The 17,444-nt window shown below is 60.8% G+C and carries 18 protein-coding genes; 9 read left to right on the top strand and 9 right to left on the bottom strand.

Annotated elements, in window-relative coordinates; all coding sequences use genetic code 11:
* Window positions 1–17: 17 nt before the first annotated feature.
* On the bottom strand, window positions 18–233 hold the full coding sequence (locus tag ACJ8HT_RS02190; protein ID WP_049201387.1) for a glycogen synthesis protein: 216 nt from the start codon (window positions 231–233) through the stop codon (window positions 18–20).
* Window positions 234–444: 211 nt separating this feature from the next.
* Between ACJ8HT_RS02190 and gabD the strand changes: the two genes are divergently transcribed.
* The 3 genes from gabD (at window position 445) to ACJ8HT_RS02175 (ending at window position 2,788) form a co-directional block, all read left to right on the top strand.
* Window positions 445–1,920, top strand: coding sequence for an NADP-dependent succinate-semialdehyde dehydrogenase (gabD, locus tag ACJ8HT_RS02185; RefSeq protein ID WP_197652524.1), 1,476 nt, complete (start codon window positions 445–447; stop codon window positions 1,918–1,920).
* Window positions 1,921–2,025: 105 nt separating this feature from the next.
* Entirely contained in the window at window positions 2,026–2,397 is a 372-nt protein-coding gene (locus ACJ8HT_RS02180; RefSeq protein ID WP_197652522.1) for a GyrI-like domain-containing protein, read from the top strand.
* A gap of 22 nt (window positions 2,398–2,419) precedes the next feature.
* On the top strand, window positions 2,420–2,788 hold the full coding sequence (locus tag ACJ8HT_RS02175; RefSeq protein WP_194571730.1) for a glyoxalase superfamily protein: 369 nt from the start codon (window positions 2,420–2,422) through the stop codon (window positions 2,786–2,788).
* Between the two features lie 6 nt (window positions 2,789–2,794).
* Here the strand turns inward: ACJ8HT_RS02175 and ACJ8HT_RS02170 are convergent, their stop codons facing one another.
* Complete coding sequence (locus tag ACJ8HT_RS02170; protein ID WP_194571726.1) at window positions 2,795–3,190, bottom strand: (R)-mandelonitrile lyase; 396 nt, start codon at window positions 3,188–3,190, stop codon at window positions 2,795–2,797.
* Window positions 3,191–3,363: 173 nt separating this feature from the next.
* Here ACJ8HT_RS02170 and ACJ8HT_RS02165 point away from each other — a divergent pair, with 173 nt between their 5' ends.
* Window positions 3,364–4,257, top strand: a complete 894-nt coding sequence (locus ACJ8HT_RS02165) for a LysR family transcriptional regulator (protein WP_197652691.1) — start codon at window positions 3,364–3,366, stop codon at window positions 4,255–4,257.
* Here the strand turns inward: ACJ8HT_RS02165 and ACJ8HT_RS02160 are convergent.
* A complete protein-coding gene (locus ACJ8HT_RS02160; protein ID WP_197652520.1) occupies window positions 4,254–5,243 on the bottom strand; it encodes an aldo/keto reductase in 990 nt (329 codons plus the stop codon). The two genes, ACJ8HT_RS02165 and ACJ8HT_RS02160, sit on opposite strands and share 4 nt — an antisense overlap.
* Window positions 5,244–5,550: 307 nt before the next feature.
* Here ACJ8HT_RS02160 and pqqU point away from each other — a divergent pair, with 307 nt between their 5' ends.
* The 4 genes from pqqU (at window position 5,551) to ACJ8HT_RS02140 (ending at window position 10,815) form a co-directional block, all read left to right on the top strand.
* Complete coding sequence (pqqU, locus tag ACJ8HT_RS02155) at window positions 5,551–7,704, top strand: TonB-dependent receptor PqqU (protein ID WP_197652519.1); 2,154 nt, start codon at window positions 5,551–5,553, stop codon at window positions 7,702–7,704.
* A gap of 147 nt (window positions 7,705–7,851) precedes the next feature.
* Complete coding sequence (locus ACJ8HT_RS02150) at window positions 7,852–10,224, top strand: glucose/quinate/shikimate family membrane-bound PQQ-dependent dehydrogenase (protein WP_142110140.1); 2,373 nt, start codon at window positions 7,852–7,854, stop codon at window positions 10,222–10,224.
* 229 nt (window positions 10,225–10,453) lie between these two features.
* Window positions 10,454–10,639, top strand: a complete 186-nt coding sequence (locus ACJ8HT_RS02145) for a hypothetical protein (RefSeq protein ID WP_194571723.1) — start codon at window positions 10,454–10,456, stop codon at window positions 10,637–10,639.
* A complete protein-coding gene (locus tag ACJ8HT_RS02140; RefSeq protein ID WP_038872213.1) occupies window positions 10,636–10,815 on the top strand; it encodes a hypothetical protein in 180 nt (59 codons plus the stop codon). The genes ACJ8HT_RS02145 and ACJ8HT_RS02140 overlap by 4 nt, the downstream gene beginning before the upstream one ends.
* 36 nt (window positions 10,816–10,851) lie before the next feature.
* On the opposite strand, the gene ACJ8HT_RS02135 is transcribed toward ACJ8HT_RS02140, so the two are convergent.
* The 3 genes from ACJ8HT_RS02135 to ACJ8HT_RS02125 all read right to left on the bottom strand — a co-directional run bounded on the left by ACJ8HT_RS02135 (window position 10,852) and on the right by ACJ8HT_RS02125 (window position 13,073).
* Window positions 10,852–12,285 carry an EmmdR/YeeO family multidrug/toxin efflux MATE transporter gene (locus tag ACJ8HT_RS02135; RefSeq protein ID WP_197652517.1) on the bottom strand — a complete coding sequence of 478 codons (1,434 nt, stop codon included), beginning with the start codon at window positions 12,283–12,285 and terminating at the stop codon, window positions 10,852–10,854.
* A 113-nt stretch (window positions 12,286–12,398) separates the two neighbouring features.
* Complete coding sequence (gspS, locus tag ACJ8HT_RS02130) at window positions 12,399–12,797, bottom strand: type II secretion system pilot lipoprotein GspS (protein WP_197652515.1); 399 nt, start codon at window positions 12,795–12,797, stop codon at window positions 12,399–12,401.
* A 75-nt stretch (window positions 12,798–12,872) separates the two neighbouring features.
* Window positions 12,873–13,073 carry a hypothetical protein gene (locus ACJ8HT_RS02125; protein WP_019453451.1) on the bottom strand — a complete coding sequence of 67 codons (201 nt, stop codon included), beginning with the start codon at window positions 13,071–13,073 and terminating at the stop codon, window positions 12,873–12,875.
* Window positions 13,074–13,290: 217 nt separating this feature from the next.
* Here ACJ8HT_RS02125 and ACJ8HT_RS02120 point away from each other — a divergent pair, with 217 nt between their 5' ends.
* Window positions 13,291–13,725: a DoxX family protein gene (locus ACJ8HT_RS02120; RefSeq protein WP_060420434.1), complete on the top strand. Its 435-nt coding sequence runs from the start codon at window positions 13,291–13,293 to the stop codon at window positions 13,723–13,725.
* A gap of 50 nt (window positions 13,726–13,775) precedes the next feature.
* Here the strand turns inward: ACJ8HT_RS02120 and ACJ8HT_RS02115 are convergent, their stop codons facing one another.
* The 3 genes from ACJ8HT_RS02115 to ACJ8HT_RS02105 all read right to left on the bottom strand — a co-directional run bounded on the left by ACJ8HT_RS02115 (window position 13,776) and on the right by ACJ8HT_RS02105 (window position 17,440).
* Window positions 13,776–14,738: a hypothetical protein gene (locus ACJ8HT_RS02115; protein WP_197652513.1), complete on the bottom strand. Its 963-nt coding sequence runs from the start codon at window positions 14,736–14,738 to the stop codon at window positions 13,776–13,778.
* A 273-nt stretch (window positions 14,739–15,011) separates the two neighbouring features.
* Window positions 15,012–15,644, bottom strand: a complete 633-nt coding sequence (locus ACJ8HT_RS02110; protein WP_194571798.1) for a helix-turn-helix domain-containing protein — start codon at window positions 15,642–15,644, stop codon at window positions 15,012–15,014.
* Between the two features lie 161 nt (window positions 15,645–15,805).
* Window positions 15,806–17,440 carry a cyclic peptide export ABC transporter gene (locus ACJ8HT_RS02105; protein ID WP_350429850.1) on the bottom strand — a complete coding sequence of 545 codons (1,635 nt, stop codon included), beginning with the start codon at window positions 17,438–17,440 and terminating at the stop codon, window positions 15,806–15,808.
* Between the last annotated feature and the right edge of the window lie 4 nt (window positions 17,441–17,444).

The raw sequence follows: 17,444 nt of genomic DNA, 5'->3' as shown, positions 1-17,444 counted from the left end.
GGGGCTGAATCGGGAAATTACAGGCTGTGTTCGGCCGCCGCTGCGGCCTGATAAAGCTGACGAAAATAACTCAACCGCGCAAAGAACAGGCGGCTTTGCTGTTCCGACATATTGCCGGCCACCTGCCCGGCGTCAATCTGCCGCCCTTGCCATTCCATCAGGGCGATACTCGACGCCAAAAAATCCATTTCGCTGCCGTAGGCCGCGAGATGTCTGTCCACTGATTTCATCATTCGCACACTCCTTTTAATCACATCGAAAAGGGTCATATGCCTGCTCTTTCAGTATCGGCCCGGCGGCGGATATTTTTTGTACAGAAGGTGCGCATGAAGAAAACGCTCATCTTGTCGCCACGCTGGCAAACGGCGACGGCAAAGTTTGCTAGGGTAAAGGGTAGCCGTATGGGATAGACCATTCTGTTGAACTCAGCAAAGGAAGAGACCAATGAGCACCAGCATCAGCGCTACCCTCAAGGACCCCACGCTGTTCCGCGAGGCCAATTACATCGACGGGCAATGGTTGCCGGCCAAAGCAGGCCACGCGATCGCCATCCATAACCCCGCCAACGGCGACTTGGTTGGCCATGTGCCGGCCTTCGGCGCCGAAGAAACCGCGCGCGCTATCGCCGCCGCCAAAAAGGCGCTGCCCGCCTGGCGTGCGCTGACCGCCAAAGAACGCGCCGGCAAGCTGCGGCGGCTGTTTGAACTGATGATGGAAAATCAGGAAGATCTGGCGCGCATCATGACGGCGGAACAGGGCAAACCGCTGGCCGAAAGCCGCGGTGAAATCGCCTATGCCGCCTCCTTTATCGAATGGTTTGCCGAGGAAGGCAAGCGGGTGTATGGCGACACCATTCCGCAGCCCCAGGCGGGTCGCCGCATCATCGTGCAGAAAGAGCCGATCGGCGTGTTCGCCGCCATCACTCCGTGGAACTTCCCGGCGGCGATGATCACCCGCAAAGCCGGCCCCGGCTGGGCCGCCGGCTGCACCGGGGTGATCCGCCCCGCCAGCCAGACGCCGTTCTCGGCGCTGGCGATCGCCGTGCTGGCAGAGCGCGCCGGGCTGCCCGCCGGGGTGTGCAACGTGATCACCGGCCCCAGTAAAGGCATCGGCGGCGAGCTCACCGCCAACCCGGACGTGCGTAAACTCTCCTTCACCGGCAGCACCGAAGTCGGCGCGCAGCTGCTGGCCCAGTGTGCGCCCACCATCAAGAAAACCAGCATGGAGCTGGGCGGCAACGCGCCGTTTATCGTGTTCGACGACGCCGATCTGGACGCTGCCGTGGCCGGCGCGGTCGCCTCGAAATACCGCAACGCCGGCCAGACCTGCGTCTGCACCAACCGTTTTCTGGTGCAGGACGGCGTGTACGACGCCTTCGCCGCCAAACTGAAAGCCGCCGTCGCCAAGCTGAAAGTCGGCAACGGCCTGGATGACGGCGTCACCATCGGCCCGTTGATTAACCCGGACGCGGTGGAGAAAGTGCGCGAGCATATCGCCGACGCCGTCGAGCACGGCGCATCGGTGCTGCTGGGCGGCAAGCCTGACGCGCTGGGCGGCAATTTCTTCACCCCGACCATCCTGACCGATGTGCCGCGCACGGCGAAAATCTTCCGCGAGGAGACGTTCGGCCCGGTGGCGCCCCTGATCCGCTTCAGCCAGGAGGCGGAAGCCATCGAACTGGCCAACGACACGCCGTTCGGCCTGGCCGCTTACTTCTACAGCCGCGACATCGGCAGGGTGATGCGCGTGGCCGAAGCGCTGGAGTATGGCATCGTCGGCATCAACGAAGGGCTGATTTCCACCGAGGTGGCGCCGTTCGGCGGCATGAAACACTCCGGTTTAGGCCGCGAAGGCTCAAAATACGGCATCGAGGACTATCTCGAGATCAAATACCTGTGCCTTGGCGGTTTGGGCGCTTGATGCGATCGGCCTCCGCGTCTGCGGGGGCCCTGTCTGGCGGATCCGGAAAGCCTTTGCTACCTTTAGGCCTCTCGTTCAAGCGCTTAATTAAAAGGAATTTCCGCTATGCACCCCCTCTCGGTACAGCTGCCCGGCTTTTACGTCGCCGGCCAAACGGTCAGAACCACCAATCAGGACGAAACTCGGCCCGAGACGGCTAAAATCCCCGCGCTGTGGTCAGACTTTTTCGCCACCTCGCCCACCACGCCGGTCTATGGGGTCTACTCTAACTACGCCTCCGACGCCGGCGGGCCGTTTGACGTTACCGCCGGCAACGCGGCAGAGAATGGTTTGCACATCCAACCCGGCCGCTATCTGGTGTTCCAGGCCCGTGGCGCCATGCCGGCAGCGGTCATCGCAGGCTGGCAAGCCATCTGGGCCGACTTCGAAGCCTATACCAGCCCCGAGGCGGTCGATATCCATATCGGCTGCCGCTAACGTAACAGTGAGATCGATGATGATCACCTTCTCCCCCGCCATTCCGATCCTGCGCATCTTTTCGGTCGACAAGGCCAAAGAGTTTTATCTGGACTTTCTCGGTTTCACGCTGGAATGGGAGCACCGTTTCAGCGCAGATCTGCCGCTGTACATGCAGGTGAGCCGCGCCGGATTGACGCTGCACCTGAGTGAACACTACGGCGACAGCACGCCAGGCGCCGCCCTTTTCATTCCGGTGCACGATATCGACGCGCTGCACCGGGAGCTCACGGCCAAAAACTATCGCTATGCCCGGCCGGGCCTGGAGATTGTCGACTGGGGCAAAGAGCTGAACCTGACCGATCCGTTCGGCAACCGCCTGCGGTTTTGCGAACGGAGCCACGAGGCCTGAGCGGCTTTATTGCCGGTAGTCCACTTCGCTGACCGGCTCCAGCCAGGTTACCGGGCTGCCGTCCACCGCTTCGGCGATGGCGATATGGGTCATGGCGGTGTCCGGCGTCGCACCGTGCCAGTGTTTGACGCCTGCCGGGATCCAGACGATATCGCCGGGGTGCATTTCCTGCGTGGTCTCGCCCCACATTTGGATCCACCCGCGCCCCTGGGTGACGATCAGCGTCTGGCCGAGCGGATGGGTATGCCAGGCGGTGCGCGCGCCGGGTTCGAAGGTGACGGTCGCACCGCCCACCCTGGCCGGCGCGTCACCGGCGAAGGGGGCGTCGATGCGTACCTGTCCGGTAAAATAGTCCGCCGAACCGCGCTGTGATGGAATCGAACCGCTGCGTTGTATTTTCATCTGTTGTGTCCTCCGCGCCGGCTCTCACAGCCGGCGCTGATCGTCATGAGTCAGTAATGCCAAGATAGCGCCATGCTTTTCCAGCGACTAGCGGGTAAAATGCACAAGGAGCTATGAGCTCAATTCATAAATCTACGCGCGACAGCGCCCTAACCTTGCTCTCCGGTGCCGGTATGTTGAAAGAAAACTTTAACGATCTGATCGCTTTTCTGATGGTGGCCAGGGAGCGCAGCTTCACCAAAGCGGCGGCGCAGCTTGGGGTTTCTCAATCGGCGCTCAGCCACGCCATTCGCGGGCTGGAAGAGCGCCTGGCGCTGCGTTTGCTCACGCGCACCACCCGCAGCGTGGCCCCCACCGAAGCCGGTGAGCGGCTGCTCAACAGCATTGGCCCGCGCTTTGCGGAGATTGAAAGCGAGCTGAATGCGCTGGGTGAAATGCGCGATCGGCCCGCCGGCAATATCCGCATCACCGCCGGCGAACACGCGGTGGATGCGGTGCTGTGGCCGGTGCTGCGCACTTTTCTCGTCGATTACCCGGATATCAACGTGGAAATCACCGTCGACAACAGCCTGACCGACATCGTCGCCGGGCGTTTCGACGCCGGCATCCGGCTGGGAGAACAGGTGGCGAAGGACATGGTTGCGGTGCGCATCGGGCCGGACATGCGCATGGTGCCCGTCGCCTCGCCCGCCTATTTCGCCCGGTACGGCCTCCCTACCACGCCGCAAGCGCTGCAAAACCATCGCTGCATCAACATGCGCCTGCCCACCCTCGGCGGGCTGTACGCCTGGGAATTTGCCCGCGATGGCCGGGAGATTAAAGTGCGGGTGGAGGGGCAACTGACCTTCAACAGCCTGCGCCAGCGGATCGACGCCGCGCAGCTCGGCCTCGGCATCGCCTTCGTGCCGGAAGATACCGTCGCCGAGCCGCTGGCCGACGGCCGGTTGCAGATGGCGCTGGACGACTGGTGCCCGCCGTTTCCCGGCTATTACCTCTATTATCCGAGCCGCAGGCAGCACACCACCGCCTTTGCGCTGCTGATTGAGGCGCTGCGACGCGGGGCTTAACGCCCGACGTTTTTCTGCAGATGCGCCGGATAGCGATCGCCGATCACGTCGATCGCGGAGAGCGCGCGCTCAATCTCGCCCAGTTCGTCCGCCGCCAACGCGACCGCCGCCGCCGCGAGGTTTTCTTCCAGCCGGTGACGCTTGGTGGTTCCCGGGATCGGCACGATCCACGGCTGCTGCGCCAGCAGCCAGGCCAGAGCGATCTGCGCCGGCGTCACGCCCTTGCGCTGCGCTATCTGCCCCAGCACATCCACCAGCGCCTGGTTGACCCGGCGCGCTTCGGCGCTGAAGCGCGGCACCACGTTGCGAAAATCGCCGCTGTCGAAGGTGGTGTTCGCGGTAATGGCGCCGGTGAGAAAGCCCTTGCCGAGCGGGCTGAACGGTACCAGGCCGATGCCCAGCTCTGCCAGCGTCGGCAAGATTTCACGCTCCGGCTCGCGCCACCACAGCGAATATTCGCTTTGCAGCGCCGTGACCGGCTGCACGGCGTGGGCACGCCGAATGGTTTGCGCGCCGGCTTCCGACAGGCCGAAGTACTTCACTTTCCCTTCGCGAATCAGTTGCTGCACCGTACCGGCCACCTCCTCGATAGGCACCTCGGGATCGACACGGTGCTGATACAGCAAATCGATAGTCTCTATCCGCAGGCGCTTCAGCGAACCTTCCACCGCCCGGCGAATATGCTCCGGACGGCTGTTCAACACCTGTTGCCCCGCCGGCTGCGGCAGATCGAAACCGAATTTGGTGGCGATGACGACCCGATCGCGCACCGGCGCCAGCGCTTCGCCCAACAGTTCCTCGTTCGTGAACGGACCATAAATCTCGGCGGTATCGAAGAGCGTCACCCCCTCGTCAACCGCGGCGCGGATCAGTTCTAGCGCCTGCCGTTTGTCGGTGGCCGGGCCGTAGCCAAAGCTCAGCCCCATGCAGCCCAACCCCAACGCCGAAACTTCCAGCCCTTCGCGCCCCAACTTGCGTGTTTGCATCTTCACTCTCCCGCTGATTGATACCGGCCCCGCCTGACGCGGAGCCGCTCCGGTGTGATGACTGTAAAACGCGACGGCCGCCATGACTATGGGGCGAAATACGCTTGGGCTTATGAACCAGGCTCATGAATCGGTGAGTCGCCGCTGCGGACTGAAGATTTTTCCGGGAACGTTCCTGCCCGAGATACTCTATACTGACGTCAGGATGCCTTACCCTTTTCGTTTAGCGTCATGTAGATGGAGCGACAGATGGCTAACTCTGAATCGACCTGCGATTCCCTTTCAATACCAGTGGCAGATTTATTCCATGACCAGTAAGAAAAGCGCCGTGCTTACCCCGGCTGCAATGCTATTGCTACAGCCTATGTTCGCCAGCCAGGCACTGGCGGCAGAAAATAATGAAGAAAAAAGCGACACCCTGGTGGTGATGGCGCAACCCACCGGATTGACCGAGCTGGGGTCGCCGGTCTCCGTCAGCGTGATCGACGGCGAAACCCTGCGCAACGCCGCGCCGCAGATTAACCTGTCGGAAAACCTCGGCAGCGTGCCGGGCCTGCAGATCCAAAATCGGCAAAACTATGCGCAGGATCTGCAGATGTCGATACGCGGGTTCGGTAGCCGTTCGATGTTCGGCGTGCGCGGGGTGCGCATGTACGTCGACGGCATTCCCGCCACCATGCCCGACGGCCAGGGGCAAACCTCCAATATCGACATCAATTCCGTCGAACGCATCGAGGTGCTGCGCGGCCCTTATTCCGCGCTGTACGGCAACGCCTCGGGCGGGGTGATCAATGTTGATACGATAACCGGCACCCAGCCGCCGACGCTGGAAGCCGGCGGCTATTTCGGCAGCGACAACACCTGGCGCTATGGGGTGAAAGCGACCGGCGCCACCGGCGACGGTACCCAGGCCGGCGACGTCAACTACGCCATCTCCGGCACCCGCTTTACCACCCAGGGCTACCGCGATCACAGCGCCGCGCGGAAAAACCTCGGCAACGGCAAGCTCGGCGTGCGGCTGGACGACGTCAGCACCCTGACGCTGATGTTCAACAGCGTCTCGATTGACGCCGGCGATCCGGGCGGCCTGACCGAGGCGGAATGGAAGGCCAACCCGCGCCAGGCGCCGCGCGCGGATCAATACAACACCCGCAAATCGCTCGACCAGACCCAGGCCGGCCTGCGCTATCAACGCCAGATGAGCGAGCGCGATGAACTGACCCTGACCGCCTACCACGGCGAGCGCCACACCACGCAATACCAATCAATCCCGATGGGGCCGCAGCTCAACCCCACCCACGCCGGCGGGGTGATCGTGCTGGAAAGAAAATATCAGGGCATTGACACTCGCTGGAAGCATGAGGATACTCTCGCATCGTTACCGGTAACACTGATCGGCGGTCTGGATTATGAAACCATGACCGAACGCCGCCAGGGGTTCGAAAACTTTATTCTGCGAGACGGCACAGTGGACTACGGCGAGAAAGGCGACCAGCGGCGCAACGAGAAGAACCGCATCTGGAACCTGGATCCTTACCTGCAAACCTCCTGGCAACTGACGCCGCACTGGACGCTGGACGCCGGCCTGCGCTACAGCACGGTCAGCTTCGACTCGACCGACTACTACATCACGCCGCGCAACGGCGACGACAGCGGCAGCAAACGCTACCACCAGTGGCTGCCGATGGGCTCGCTCAACTACAAGATCAATCCGGCGTGGAACGTTTATCTCTCCGCCGGCCGCGGCTTTGAAACCCCCACCATCAACGAGCTCTCCTACCGTCCCGACGGCCAGTCAGGCCTCAACATCGGCCTACAGCCTTCCACCAGCGATACCGTCGAACTGGGCAGCAAACTGCGCCTCGGCAACGGCCTGGTGAGCGCGGCCCTGTTCCAGACCGATACCGACAACGAGCTGGTGGTGGCGGAAAGCAGCGGTGGACGCACCAGCTATGCCAACGCCGGCAAAACCCGGCGGCGCGGCCTGGAGCTGGCGCTGGATCAAGAGTTTGCGCTGGACTGGCGCCTGCATATGGCCTGGACGCTGCTGGACGCCACCTACCGCAGCGATATGTGCGGCAAAGCCGTTTGTACCCCGGCCCAGACCATTCCCGCCGGCAATCGCCTGCCGGGCATCGCGCGCAACATGGGCTACGCTTCGCTGGCCTTTGCGCCGCCGGAAGGCTGGCACGCCGGCGCGGAGCTGCGCTACATGAGCGACATTCAGGCCAACGACGCCAACAGCGCGCAGGCCCCCTCTTACACCGTGGCCGGCGTAAACGCCGGCTATCGCTTTACCTGGAACCGCTGGGCGCTGGACGTGTTCAGCCGGGTAGATAACGTGTTCGATCGCCGTTACGTCGGTTCGGTGATCGTCAACGAAGGCAACGGCCGCTATTTCGAGCCGGCGCCGGGTCGCAACTGGGGTGGCGGCGCCACCTTGTCTTACCGCTTTGAATAAGGCAAAGCACCTTAAGGTTAAAAGACGGGATGGGTTTTACGTCACCCTAGCGGCTTCCCGCTGAAATATTAGGGAGAAACCGCGTGTTTTTTCCGATTTGGCTTAATCTCTAAATCGGGGACTTTCATTTTTGGTAAGGGTATTGCTATGCAAAATAAAGCGTCACTATCGCCGCTTATCGTCATAACGGCGCTGTTTGCCGCCCTGAGCGGGCTGTATCTGCTCGGCGGCGGCATTTGGCTGGCCAAGTTGGGCGGTTCGCTGTATTACATCATCGCCGGGCTGGTGCTGCTGGCGACCTCTTGGCTGCTGTTCCGCCGCCGCGCCACCGCGCTGCTGCTGTATGCCGTGTTCCTGTTGGGCACCACCGTTTGGGCCTTGTGGGAAGTCGGCCCGGACTTCTGGGCGTTGACGCCGCGTCTGGACGTCACCTTCTTCTTCGGCCTGTGGCTGGTACTGCCGTTTATCTACCGTAAGCTGGTGGCCAACGGCAAGTTCGCCTACGGTGCGCTGAGCGCGGCGCTGGTCATCACCGTCATTGCGCTGGCCTATGCCGTGTTCAACGATCCGCAAGAGATCAACGGCACCCTCGACGCCGCGCAGGTACAGCCTAAAGACACCACCGGCGCCGACTGGCCGGCCTATGGCCGCACCCAGGAAGGCACCCGTTACTCGCCGCTGAGCCAGATCAACGACAAAAACGTTGGCCAGCTGCAAGAGGTTTGGCGTTTCCAGACCGGCGATCTGAAGACCGCCAACGATCCGGGTGAAATCACCAACGAAGTCACGCCGATCAAGATCCGCGATACCCTTTACATGTGTACGCCGCACCAGAAGCTGTTTGCGCTGGATGCTGCCACCGGTAAAGAAAAGTGGAAATTTGATCCGCAGCTGAAGTACAACCCGACCTTCCAGCACATCACCTGCCGCGGCGTGTCTTACCACGAAACCGCTGCCGCCGCAGACGCTGCCGGCAACGCGGCACCGGCGATGTGCGCACGCCGCATCATTCTGCCGGTCAACGACGGCCGCCTGTTCGCGCTGGACGCCGAAACCGGCAAGCCGTGCCCGGACTTCGCCAACAACGGCGAACTGAACCTGCAGAGCAACATGCCGTATGCGACGCCGGGCCACTACGAGCCGACTTCGCCGCCGGTGATCACCGATAAAGTGATCGTCGTCGCCGGCGCCGTAACCGACAACTACTCCAACCGCGAGCCTTCCGGCGTGATCCGCGGCTTCGACGTCAACAGCGGCAAGCTGCTGTGGGCCTTCGATCCGGGCGCGAAAGATCCGAACGCCATCCCGGCGGACGAGCATCACTTCGTGCCGAACTCGCCGAACTCCTGGGCACCGGCCGCCTATGACGCCAAGCTGGATATCGTCTATCTGCCGATGGGCGTCGCCACGCCGGACATCTGGGGCGGCAACCGCACCCCGGAAATGGAGCGCTACGCCAGCGGCCTGTTGGCGCTGAACGCCTCCACCGGCAAGCTGGCCTGGTTCTATCAGACGGTCCACCATGACCTGTGGGACATGGACGTACCGGCGCAGCCGACCCTGGCGGACATTACCGACAAGAGCGGTAAAAAAGTGCCGGTCATCTACGTGCCGACCAAAACCGGCAACATCTTCGTGCTGAACCGCACCAACGGCGAACTGGTGGTGCCGGCGCCGGAGAAACCGGTACCGCAGGGGCCGGCCAAAGGCGATCGCCTGTCACCGACCCAGCCGTTCTCCGAGCTGACCTTCCGTCCTGAGAAGAAACTGACCGGTGCAGACATGTGGGGCGCGACCATCTATGACCAGCTGGTCTGCCGCGTGATGTTCCACAGCCTGCGTTATGAAGGCACCTTCACCCCGCCTTCCGAGCAGGGCACGCTGGTGTTCCCGGGTAACCTCGGCATGTTCGAGTGGGGCGGCCTGGCCGTCGATACCGATCGCGAAATCGCCATCGCCAACCCGATCGCGCTGCCGTTCGTGTCCAAACTGATCCCGCGCGGCCCAGGCAACCCGATTGAGCCGCCGGAAGGCGACAAGGGCGGCAGCGGTACCGAAACCGGTATCCAGCCGCAGTATGGCGTGCCGTTCGGCGTCACGCTGAATCCGTTCCTGTCACCGTTCGGCCTGCCGTGCAAACAGCCGGCCTGGGGTTACATTTCCGCCGTTGATCTGAAAACCAACGACATCGTGTGGAAAAAACGCATCGGCACCGTGCGCGACAGCTCCCCGCTGCCACTGCCGTTCAAAATGGGCATGCCGATGCTGGGCGGCCCGGTGACCACCGCCGGTAACGTGTTCTTCATCGGCGCCACCGCAGACAACTACCTGCGCGCCTTCAGCGTGACCAACGGTGAGAAACTGTGGGAAGCGCGCTTGCCGGCCGGCGGCCAGGCGACGCCGATGACCTATGAGGTCAACGGTAAGCAGTACGTCCTGATCTTCGCCGGCGGCCACGGTTCCTTCGGCACCAAGCTGGGCGACTATGTGGTCGCTTACGCGCTGCCCGATCAGAAGTAACCGCCACCGGTAATACCCTGCAAAGCACGCCGCAAGGCGTGCTTTTTCTTTTTACGCCCCGCCTGATGCGCCGCCCGCAATACCCTTAATTTTTTCATTTTCATTATTGATAATAATTATCATTCGCAATATTATGAGTGCGTGGCCCCGGCAGTGGCCCGCAATCCTTCTACACCTTAATGGGCAATATGGCAGTCGGCCGCCTGCGGGCGGCCCTATTCGGAGGCGCATGGTCGACCACACGCAAAGACACCAAAAGAAGATCCTGCAAGCGGCGGTGAAGACGCGGCGCGCCGGCCTGCCGTTCGAGCCGGCTCCCCCCGCCCATTCGCCCTTTGTCGGGCTTCCCCATCAAACAGAGGCCGTGCTGGTGCACCTGATCGGCCATGACGACTCACAGGAGCCACCGGAATGAATGTGCAGCCTTTTACCGCCATGCTGATGTTTGCCTACGTGCTGCTGATGGTGCCGCTGCTCTACGTCATCGACAGCCGTCTGAGCGCCGGTAAGCTGGTGCGCAAAGCCACGCAAAACGTCATCATCATCGCGTTGACGCTGTTGTTCTTCAGCGCGATGACGCTTTTATACTGAGGCCAGCTCGCCAGATTCGCTCTGCATGGCGTTACGTTACCCGGCCTCCTGGCGTTTGGCCCGCGGATATTTCCACAGCCAGCGCCCGCTGACCATTCGCCAGTAAAACAAAGCGCCACGCACCGCCCAATCGAGGAACATCCCCAGCCAGACACCCACCACCCCCATGCCCAGTTCGATGCCCAGCACATAGCCGGCCACCACGCGACAACCCCACATGCCCAGCATCGTCACCCACATGGCGAAACGGGCGTCGCGCGCGCCTTTCAACCCGGCAGGCAACACCCAGGAAGCGGCCCAAATCGGCATAAAGGCGGCGTTGAGCCAGATAAGGGTTTTCACTACCGTCTTTACGTCATCCTGCGAGGTATAAAACGCGGCGAATACCCCGGCCAGCGGCGCCGTGCTCCAGGCGATGGCGGTCAGCCCGAGGGTCGACAGCCAGAAAATATGAAGCAGCTGCCGTTCCGCCTGGCCGATCTCGCCTTTGCCTAGTCGCCGGCCAACGATGATGGTCGAGGCCGAGCCCAGCGCGTTGCCCGGCAAATTGATCAGCGAAGCGATGGAAAAGGCGATGAAGTTACCGGCGATCACGTTGGTGCCCATGCCGGCAACGAACATCTGCGTCAACAGCTTGCCGCCGTTGAACAGCACCGATTCGACGCTGGCGGGAATACCGATACCCAGCACTTCCCACAGGATGCTCATTTTCAGCGGCGTGAAATAGCTTTTCAGCGTGATGTGCAGCGCCGGGTTAAAACCGATCGCCAACACATAGAGAATGGCGATCGCGCCAATATAGCGGGAAATCGTCAGCCCCAGCCCGGCGCCGATGAAGCCCAGCCCGTGCCAGCCGAGCATGCCGTAAATCAGGATGCTGCTGATGATGATATTGAGAATATTCATGCCGCCGTTGATCAGCAGCGGGATCTTGGTGTTGCCTGCACCGCGCAACGCGCCGCTGCCAATCAGCGCAATCGCCGCCGCCGGGTAGCTCCACACCGTAGTCTGCAGGTAGGAGAGCGCCAGCGCCTTCACCTCCGGCGAGGCCGCACCGGCGATCACATTAATGATAGGCTCGCCCGCCAGATGAATGGCCGCCGCCAACAGCAACGCCACGCCAGTCATCAACACCAGCGATTGACGCGCCGCCGCGCGCGCTCGCCGGCGATCTCGCTTACCGAGGCTGAAGGCCACCACCACGGTGGTGCCGAGATCTACCGCAGCGAAAAAGGCGATGATCACCATGTTGAAGCTGTCCGCCAGCCCCACCCCGGCCATCGCCTCTTTGCCAAGCCAACTCACCAGAAAGGTGCTCAGCACCCCCATCAACAGAACGCAGGCGTTCTCCAGAAAGATCGGCACCGCCAGCGGCGTGATCTCGCGCCAGAACAGCACGCGGTAGCTTTTCCGTTTGGCGTACCAGGGCGTATTTTCCACGCGCTGACGCAGTGCGGCATACAGGTTCAAGGTGGGCTCGATGGTGAAAGTGAAACATCATTTCAAATGATGATCGATAAATCGTTATCCTGCAAAGAATTTTTGGGCGCCCATGGCGAGCGCCCGAAGGGCTCACCGCAACGCTACTCTATGTAGTCTTCCTGATCGGCCTGCGCCGCCGCGATAAAACGTGCGGTACTGCGGCTGAGCGTGGCGCATTTGTCCGTCAGCAGCTGATTATCCTGCTGCAGAGTCAGGTAACGCGCCTGGGTGAGCGCCGGCAACTGCCGATACCCTGCCGCATGCGTATCCCAGCCGCGGTGCTGAGCCGCACGCATCGCGGTGCGTTGCAGTTTTACATCATCCGGCACATCGCTGCGCCCGCAGTCCACGCGCAGAAAGTGCCCACCGGCCAGCATCGAAGCGATGTGATCCAACTGCGCCTGCAGCGGCGGCGCCGGCTTATGCTCCGTCTGCTGACAACCCGCAAGCAGCAGCAACGCCACCGCGCCGCAAAAAGAAGTGCGAAACAGAGTAGACATGGGAGCTCCCGGAACCTGTGGGTGATGTAATGATCTTAGGTGAGCGGATGCCGGGCAGCAAGGCGAGCAGCACGCTTAGCGTCGGCCGTTGCTGACCTTGGTGGCACGGGCGGGGTTGCCGGCAACGAACTCCAGCGTGGGGGAATAGTAAAACGGCAACCAGGCGTTATAGCCGCTCTCCCACTCCCATTTGACCGGGCAGGGCCACAGCATGTCTTCATGCAGGATGTAATAGATCCACCGCCCGGGCGGACGGCGCGGTTTGCGCATTTTCATAGCGAGTACGGCGGCCTGATGGCGTGCGATAAGGTCAACTGCTGCATTTTACCGCGATTTTGGCCGCGGGGACAGCCTGTGTTGCCGGGCAAAATTCCCGCCAAACCTCACCCGATGATTCAGCGTAAAGCCCGTCATTTTACTGATCCAGGACATCTTTCGTATTCACCTGGCTGATATATTGATTAAAAATCATTCCTATTCAGGAGGAAAGGCCATGGTTAAGTCACTGAATGCGGCATTCACTCGCCTTTTTGATCGCCCGGACGCGGGCAAGCTGGCGCTCAGACTGACCTTCGGCGGGCTGATGCTGTTTCACGGCGTGGCGAAAATTCAGCATGGCGTCGGCTGGATCGCCGGTGCGTTGCAGGAACAAGGGCTACCCGCCTTCATCGCCTATGGCGTGTACGTGGGCGAGATCCTGGCACCGATACTGATCATTTTGGGGCTGTTCACCCGCCCCGCCGCGCTGGTTTACGCCTTTACTCTGGTGGTGGCGTTTTTGATGGTGGGCACTGGCAAGGTATTCACCGTTACCGACGTCGGCGCCTGGGGTATTGAAAACGAACTGGTGTTCTTTATGGGCGGGCTTGCCATCCTGCTGCTGGGCAGCGGCAAATACGCGATTGCGCGCAATGAAGCCTATCGATAAGCGGTACCATGATTAAGGAGGTTCCTGATTCGAACCTCCTTTGTGCACGCTTAAGGTTTGGTGAGCAGCGTGTTCGCCATGAAAGATAATAAGGCGGTCGATTCGGGGAAGGCCGCGCGGTTCTCGGTGACCGCGCGATCAAACCGCCAGTTCATGATGTAAACCACGGGCGCAGTCGGATACCGATTAATGAAATCCCAATACAGTTGAATTTGCGCATGAAGTTGCTGGTCGTTCATTCCTAACGACGCCGTAGAAGGCGGTACCAACACCCACTTTTGCCCGGCTGCGCTTATCGGCGCCAGGCGATTGTAGGTACTCCACATATCCGCCACCGACCAGTTGTAGTTATCTACCCCAACCCAATCGGGCGTGCTTTTGACGTTGGCCGGGCACGCGGTCGCGGGTGCGCCCTGCTGTATTTCACGGATCCATTCAGCGTTGTTGGCATGCCGGTAGGACAAGATGGTATAGACGGGGATCGCGACCCCATACTGCTGCATAGCCTGCCGCAGGGTGCAAACATAGCTGGAGTATTGGTAAGCGTCATATTTCCCCGCGGTCTGTAAGGCAGGAACGTCGAATGGCTCATCGATAAAATAAATGGCGCCCGGCTTATATTTAGCTTCGGCGATCTTCTTGACCACCGTCCAGATGGTGTTCCAGGAACCTGCGGCCTGGCAACTGCTGTTCGAGACCGCCCCAGGGCAGATATCGATAAACGGCGATCCCGATACCGCCCCCGAGCCAGCCTGAATGTTCACGGCGCAGGTGCCACCGGCGCAAACGGGCAGATTAAGGCTTGCCATCGTGTGCACCACATTCAGATTGGTCATACTGAAGCCGGTGTCGGTAATCGCCTTAAGCGCTTCTGTGGCGCTGAAAGACGGCGTGGCGGTTTCATAAAAGTCCAGCCAGTCATAGCCGTAATACTTGATATTGGCATTGGGGCCCGCCGCCAGCGCGTTAGCGCCGAACAGGCACCAGCACAGCAGTGCAAAACGTTTCAACATACTCTTCTCCTTCAAACCCTCGTCGATGTTAGCCAAAGGTGGGCGGCAAACGACGCCGCCGACCGGAAACACCATCGTGGCACCGGCTATCGGCGGTGGCCCGTCGTTTGCGTTGTGCAGCGGCAGAACGAACACGGTTCGGGTTTGAGGAATACGTCGCGTCGGTTTGCTTGCCGAGCGGCGAGGAGATGCGGGTAAAAAAAGAACCTGGAAGAGCCAGGCAAAGCCCGGCGGGAATCAAGCTTTATAGTCTGAACCGCCGGCTATCGGCCATTAACTCTCGGCCAGGCGGTATACCGGAACCTTGCGCGTGGTGCCGGTCAGGGTGTCGAAGATCTCCGTTTCCGCCGTCACGATCGCCATGCCGGCTTTCCTTAGCCTGCGCACCTCAGCGGCAATGCGCTGGATGCCGAACCAGAACAATCCATCCAGCGCAGTGACCGGCAGCCCCTGTTCCAACGCCAGCTTAAGCCGTTCGCGCGGCGCCTTGAGCGCCTTGGCGATTTCCCGGTATGGCAGCGCGTCCACGCCCGATGCCGCCCGGCGGTGAATGCGGGTCGACAGGCTGTACTGAAAGGCCTCCGGCACGCCGCTCAAATCGCTTTTCAGGCTGTAGACGCAGCCGAAACGCTTGCCGTTGAACACCACATTCTTCTGGCTGAGCGGCAGCTCCTCCCGTATTCCGGCGATCAGTTGCGGCGCCCGCACCAGCAATAACCGGAAAGGCAGTTCGAAGCTGGTCACATAATCCACGTTGAGCAGCGCAATGCGCAGACGCTCCTCCGCTCCGGCCTGCGTCTCGCGGCACTCGTTCAGCACCTCGCTCCACTGGTGCGCGAGCCTGGGGGCCTCATCCAGCGGCGCGAAATGGTATTTCTCGATGTGATAGTCGATTTTCTCGTTCATGCCCGTTAGCCCCCGCGTCAGTCATCATTGCCATCAGCAAATTACCTTACCCGCGGGCAACAGTACACTATCACCGCGTCCACTTCGCAGAGGAAAGCCGGGGCGAATCATCAAGCATGAGGGAAAAAAGCCCAATATCGTGCTGGGTAAAGCAATGCGCATCATGACGGCACGCCATGCGTCGATGGGACCACCAGCCCCGATTCCAGCTTGATGATGCGATCCGCCAGGTAGAAATAGCGATCGTCGTGAGTAATCGCGATAACCGTTTTGCCTTCGGCCTTCAGCATCGGCAAGAGTTCAAGGTAAAACACCGCCTTAAACTCCGGATCCTGATCGGCGGCCCACTCATCAAACAGATAAACCGGGCGCTCTTCCAACCACGCCTGCAGTAAAGCCAGCCGTTTTCTCTGCCCTTGAGAGAGCGCGATTGTTGAAAAACGGCCGTGGGCAAAACTGACTTTATGGCTTAACTTCAGCAGGCGCAGCAGATGTTCGACCTGCTTTGGCGTGCGCTCAGTGACGAACGCCACATCGTCAAAAAGAAAGAAGTCGTTGAACACCACCGAAAAATGCCGACGGTATATTTCCAGAAGATCGTCGCTGACCGGCTCGCCGTTAAGCAAAATCGCGCCGTTATCGGGAGGATAAATTCCCACCAGCAGATTCGCCAGCGTCGTCTTGCCGCTGCCATTGCCACCGACGATAAAAATGAGTTCACCGGGCGCAATGTGCATATTCAGCGGGCCAAGGGTGAAATGCTCCCCTTCTTCGTTCTGATATTGGTAACGGACATTATCCAACGCCAACGAAGCAAAAGGAGGGGGCGTAAAATGGCGCTGTGGAACTTCGGGCCTGAGTTGCGCGCGCAGCGACTGTACCCGCTGCATGGCCACCCGCGCACCGGCCAGGGTGGGCAGCGCGGATAACAGCCCTTCGACCGGCACAATCATATACAGAAACACCATGATATAGCCGGTAAGCGCCCGCTCGTCCAAAGCCAGCCCGTCGCGCAAGCTGAACAACACCAGGCCGATGAAAGCGAAAAACAACGCGCTTCCCCAACTGCTCGCCAAACCGTACAACACATAACCGCGGGTTCTCTCCCGGCGAACCGCGTCAATATTTTGCGCCAGTTCACCGCTGACGAATTGACGGCGGCGCACCGCGTTAAGCCGAAACTCCCTCGCACCGTCAAACAATTTTTTGCATTGCTGAATCAGCGTATCTTCCCGCTGACGCGATCGGCGCAACAAACGCATCGCGGGGCCGTGCGCGGCGCGGTAGCCCAGGCTGCCGCAGGCAATCACCGCCAATGCCAGCGCCAGTACGCTCAATGACAGGCTGCCAAGGTAAATCAGGCAGCCAACGATAACGGCGCCGAAAATCAGCAAATTGGGCAGGTTGACGAAAAACACCACCAGCGTATCGAGATCCTGTGTCAGCACGGACAGCGTTCTTGCCATCCCCGCTTTCTCCAACAGCAGCCAGCGCGTTTCGCTGACGTCTTGCACCAGTTCGCTGCGCAAGCGCGCCTTCACCTTTTGTCCCAGCGCCATAAACGTGGTTTGAGAAACCACGCGCGTCGCCAGCATTAACAGCGTCAGTAACGCAAAATCGCCTCCCGGACTCAGCCATGAAGCCTCATTGGATTGCGTCAGACCGTGATTGATCATCGCCAGCAAAGAGGCATTGCACAGCCCGCTGACGACACCGGCGACCACGGCGAGCAGTAGCCAACCGCGCACCATACGAAACAACATCATCAATACCGACATGCCGAATTCCTTGCTCATATTC

It is taken from the genome of Serratia sp. CY44782 (genome assembly GCF_052168715.1).
Lineage (GTDB): Bacteria > Pseudomonadota > Gammaproteobacteria > Enterobacterales > Enterobacteriaceae > Serratia > Serratia nevei.
Note: the sequence above shows the minus strand (reverse complement) of the source record. Positions and strands in the feature narration are given on the sequence as shown.

Bases quoted from the DNA above. Each gene is read 5' to 3' on its own strand.
- ACJ8HT_RS02105 (WP_350429850.1), bottom strand. From the start codon at position 17,440: ATGAGCAAGGAATTCGGCATGTCGGTATTGATGATGTTGTTTCGTATG.
- ACJ8HT_RS02180 (WP_197652522.1), top strand. From the start codon at position 2,026: ATGCACCCCCTCTCGGTACAGCTGCCCGGCTTTTACGTCGCCGGCCAA.
- ACJ8HT_RS02120 (WP_060420434.1), top strand. From the start codon at position 13,291: ATGGTTAAGTCACTGAATGCGGCATTCACTCGCCTTTTTGATCGCCCG.
- ACJ8HT_RS02170 (WP_194571726.1), bottom strand. From the start codon at position 3,190: ATGAAAATACAACGCAGCGGTTCGATTCCATCACAGCGCGGTTCGGCG.
- pqqU (WP_197652519.1), top strand. From the start codon at position 5,551: ATGACCAGTAAGAAAAGCGCCGTGCTTACCCCGGCTGCAATGCTATTG.
- ACJ8HT_RS02190 (WP_049201387.1), bottom strand. From the start codon at position 233: ATGATGAAATCAGTGGACAGACATCTCGCGGCCTACGGCAGCGAAATG.
- ACJ8HT_RS02150 (WP_142110140.1), top strand. From the start codon at position 7,852: ATGCAAAATAAAGCGTCACTATCGCCGCTTATCGTCATAACGGCGCTG.
- ACJ8HT_RS02145 (WP_194571723.1), top strand. From the start codon at position 10,454: ATGGTCGACCACACGCAAAGACACCAAAAGAAGATCCTGCAAGCGGCG.
- ACJ8HT_RS02125 (WP_019453451.1), bottom strand. From the start codon at position 13,073: ATGAAAATGCGCAAACCGCGCCGTCCGCCCGGGCGGTGGATCTATTAC.
- gabD (WP_197652524.1), top strand. From the start codon at position 445: ATGAGCACCAGCATCAGCGCTACCCTCAAGGACCCCACGCTGTTCCGC.
- ACJ8HT_RS02110 (WP_194571798.1), bottom strand. From the start codon at position 15,644: ATGAACGAGAAAATCGACTATCACATCGAGAAATACCATTTCGCGCCG.
- ACJ8HT_RS02115 (WP_197652513.1), bottom strand. From the start codon at position 14,738: ATGTTGAAACGTTTTGCACTGCTGTGCTGGTGCCTGTTCGGCGCTAAC.
- ACJ8HT_RS02165 (WP_197652691.1), top strand. From the start codon at position 3,364: ATGTTGAAAGAAAACTTTAACGATCTGATCGCTTTTCTGATGGTGGCC.
- gspS (WP_197652515.1), bottom strand. From the start codon at position 12,797: ATGTCTACTCTGTTTCGCACTTCTTTTTGCGGCGCGGTGGCGTTGCTG.
- ACJ8HT_RS02140 (WP_038872213.1), top strand. From the start codon at position 10,636: ATGAATGTGCAGCCTTTTACCGCCATGCTGATGTTTGCCTACGTGCTG.
- ACJ8HT_RS02160 (WP_197652520.1), bottom strand. From the start codon at position 5,243: ATGCAAACACGCAAGTTGGGGCGCGAAGGGCTGGAAGTTTCGGCGTTG.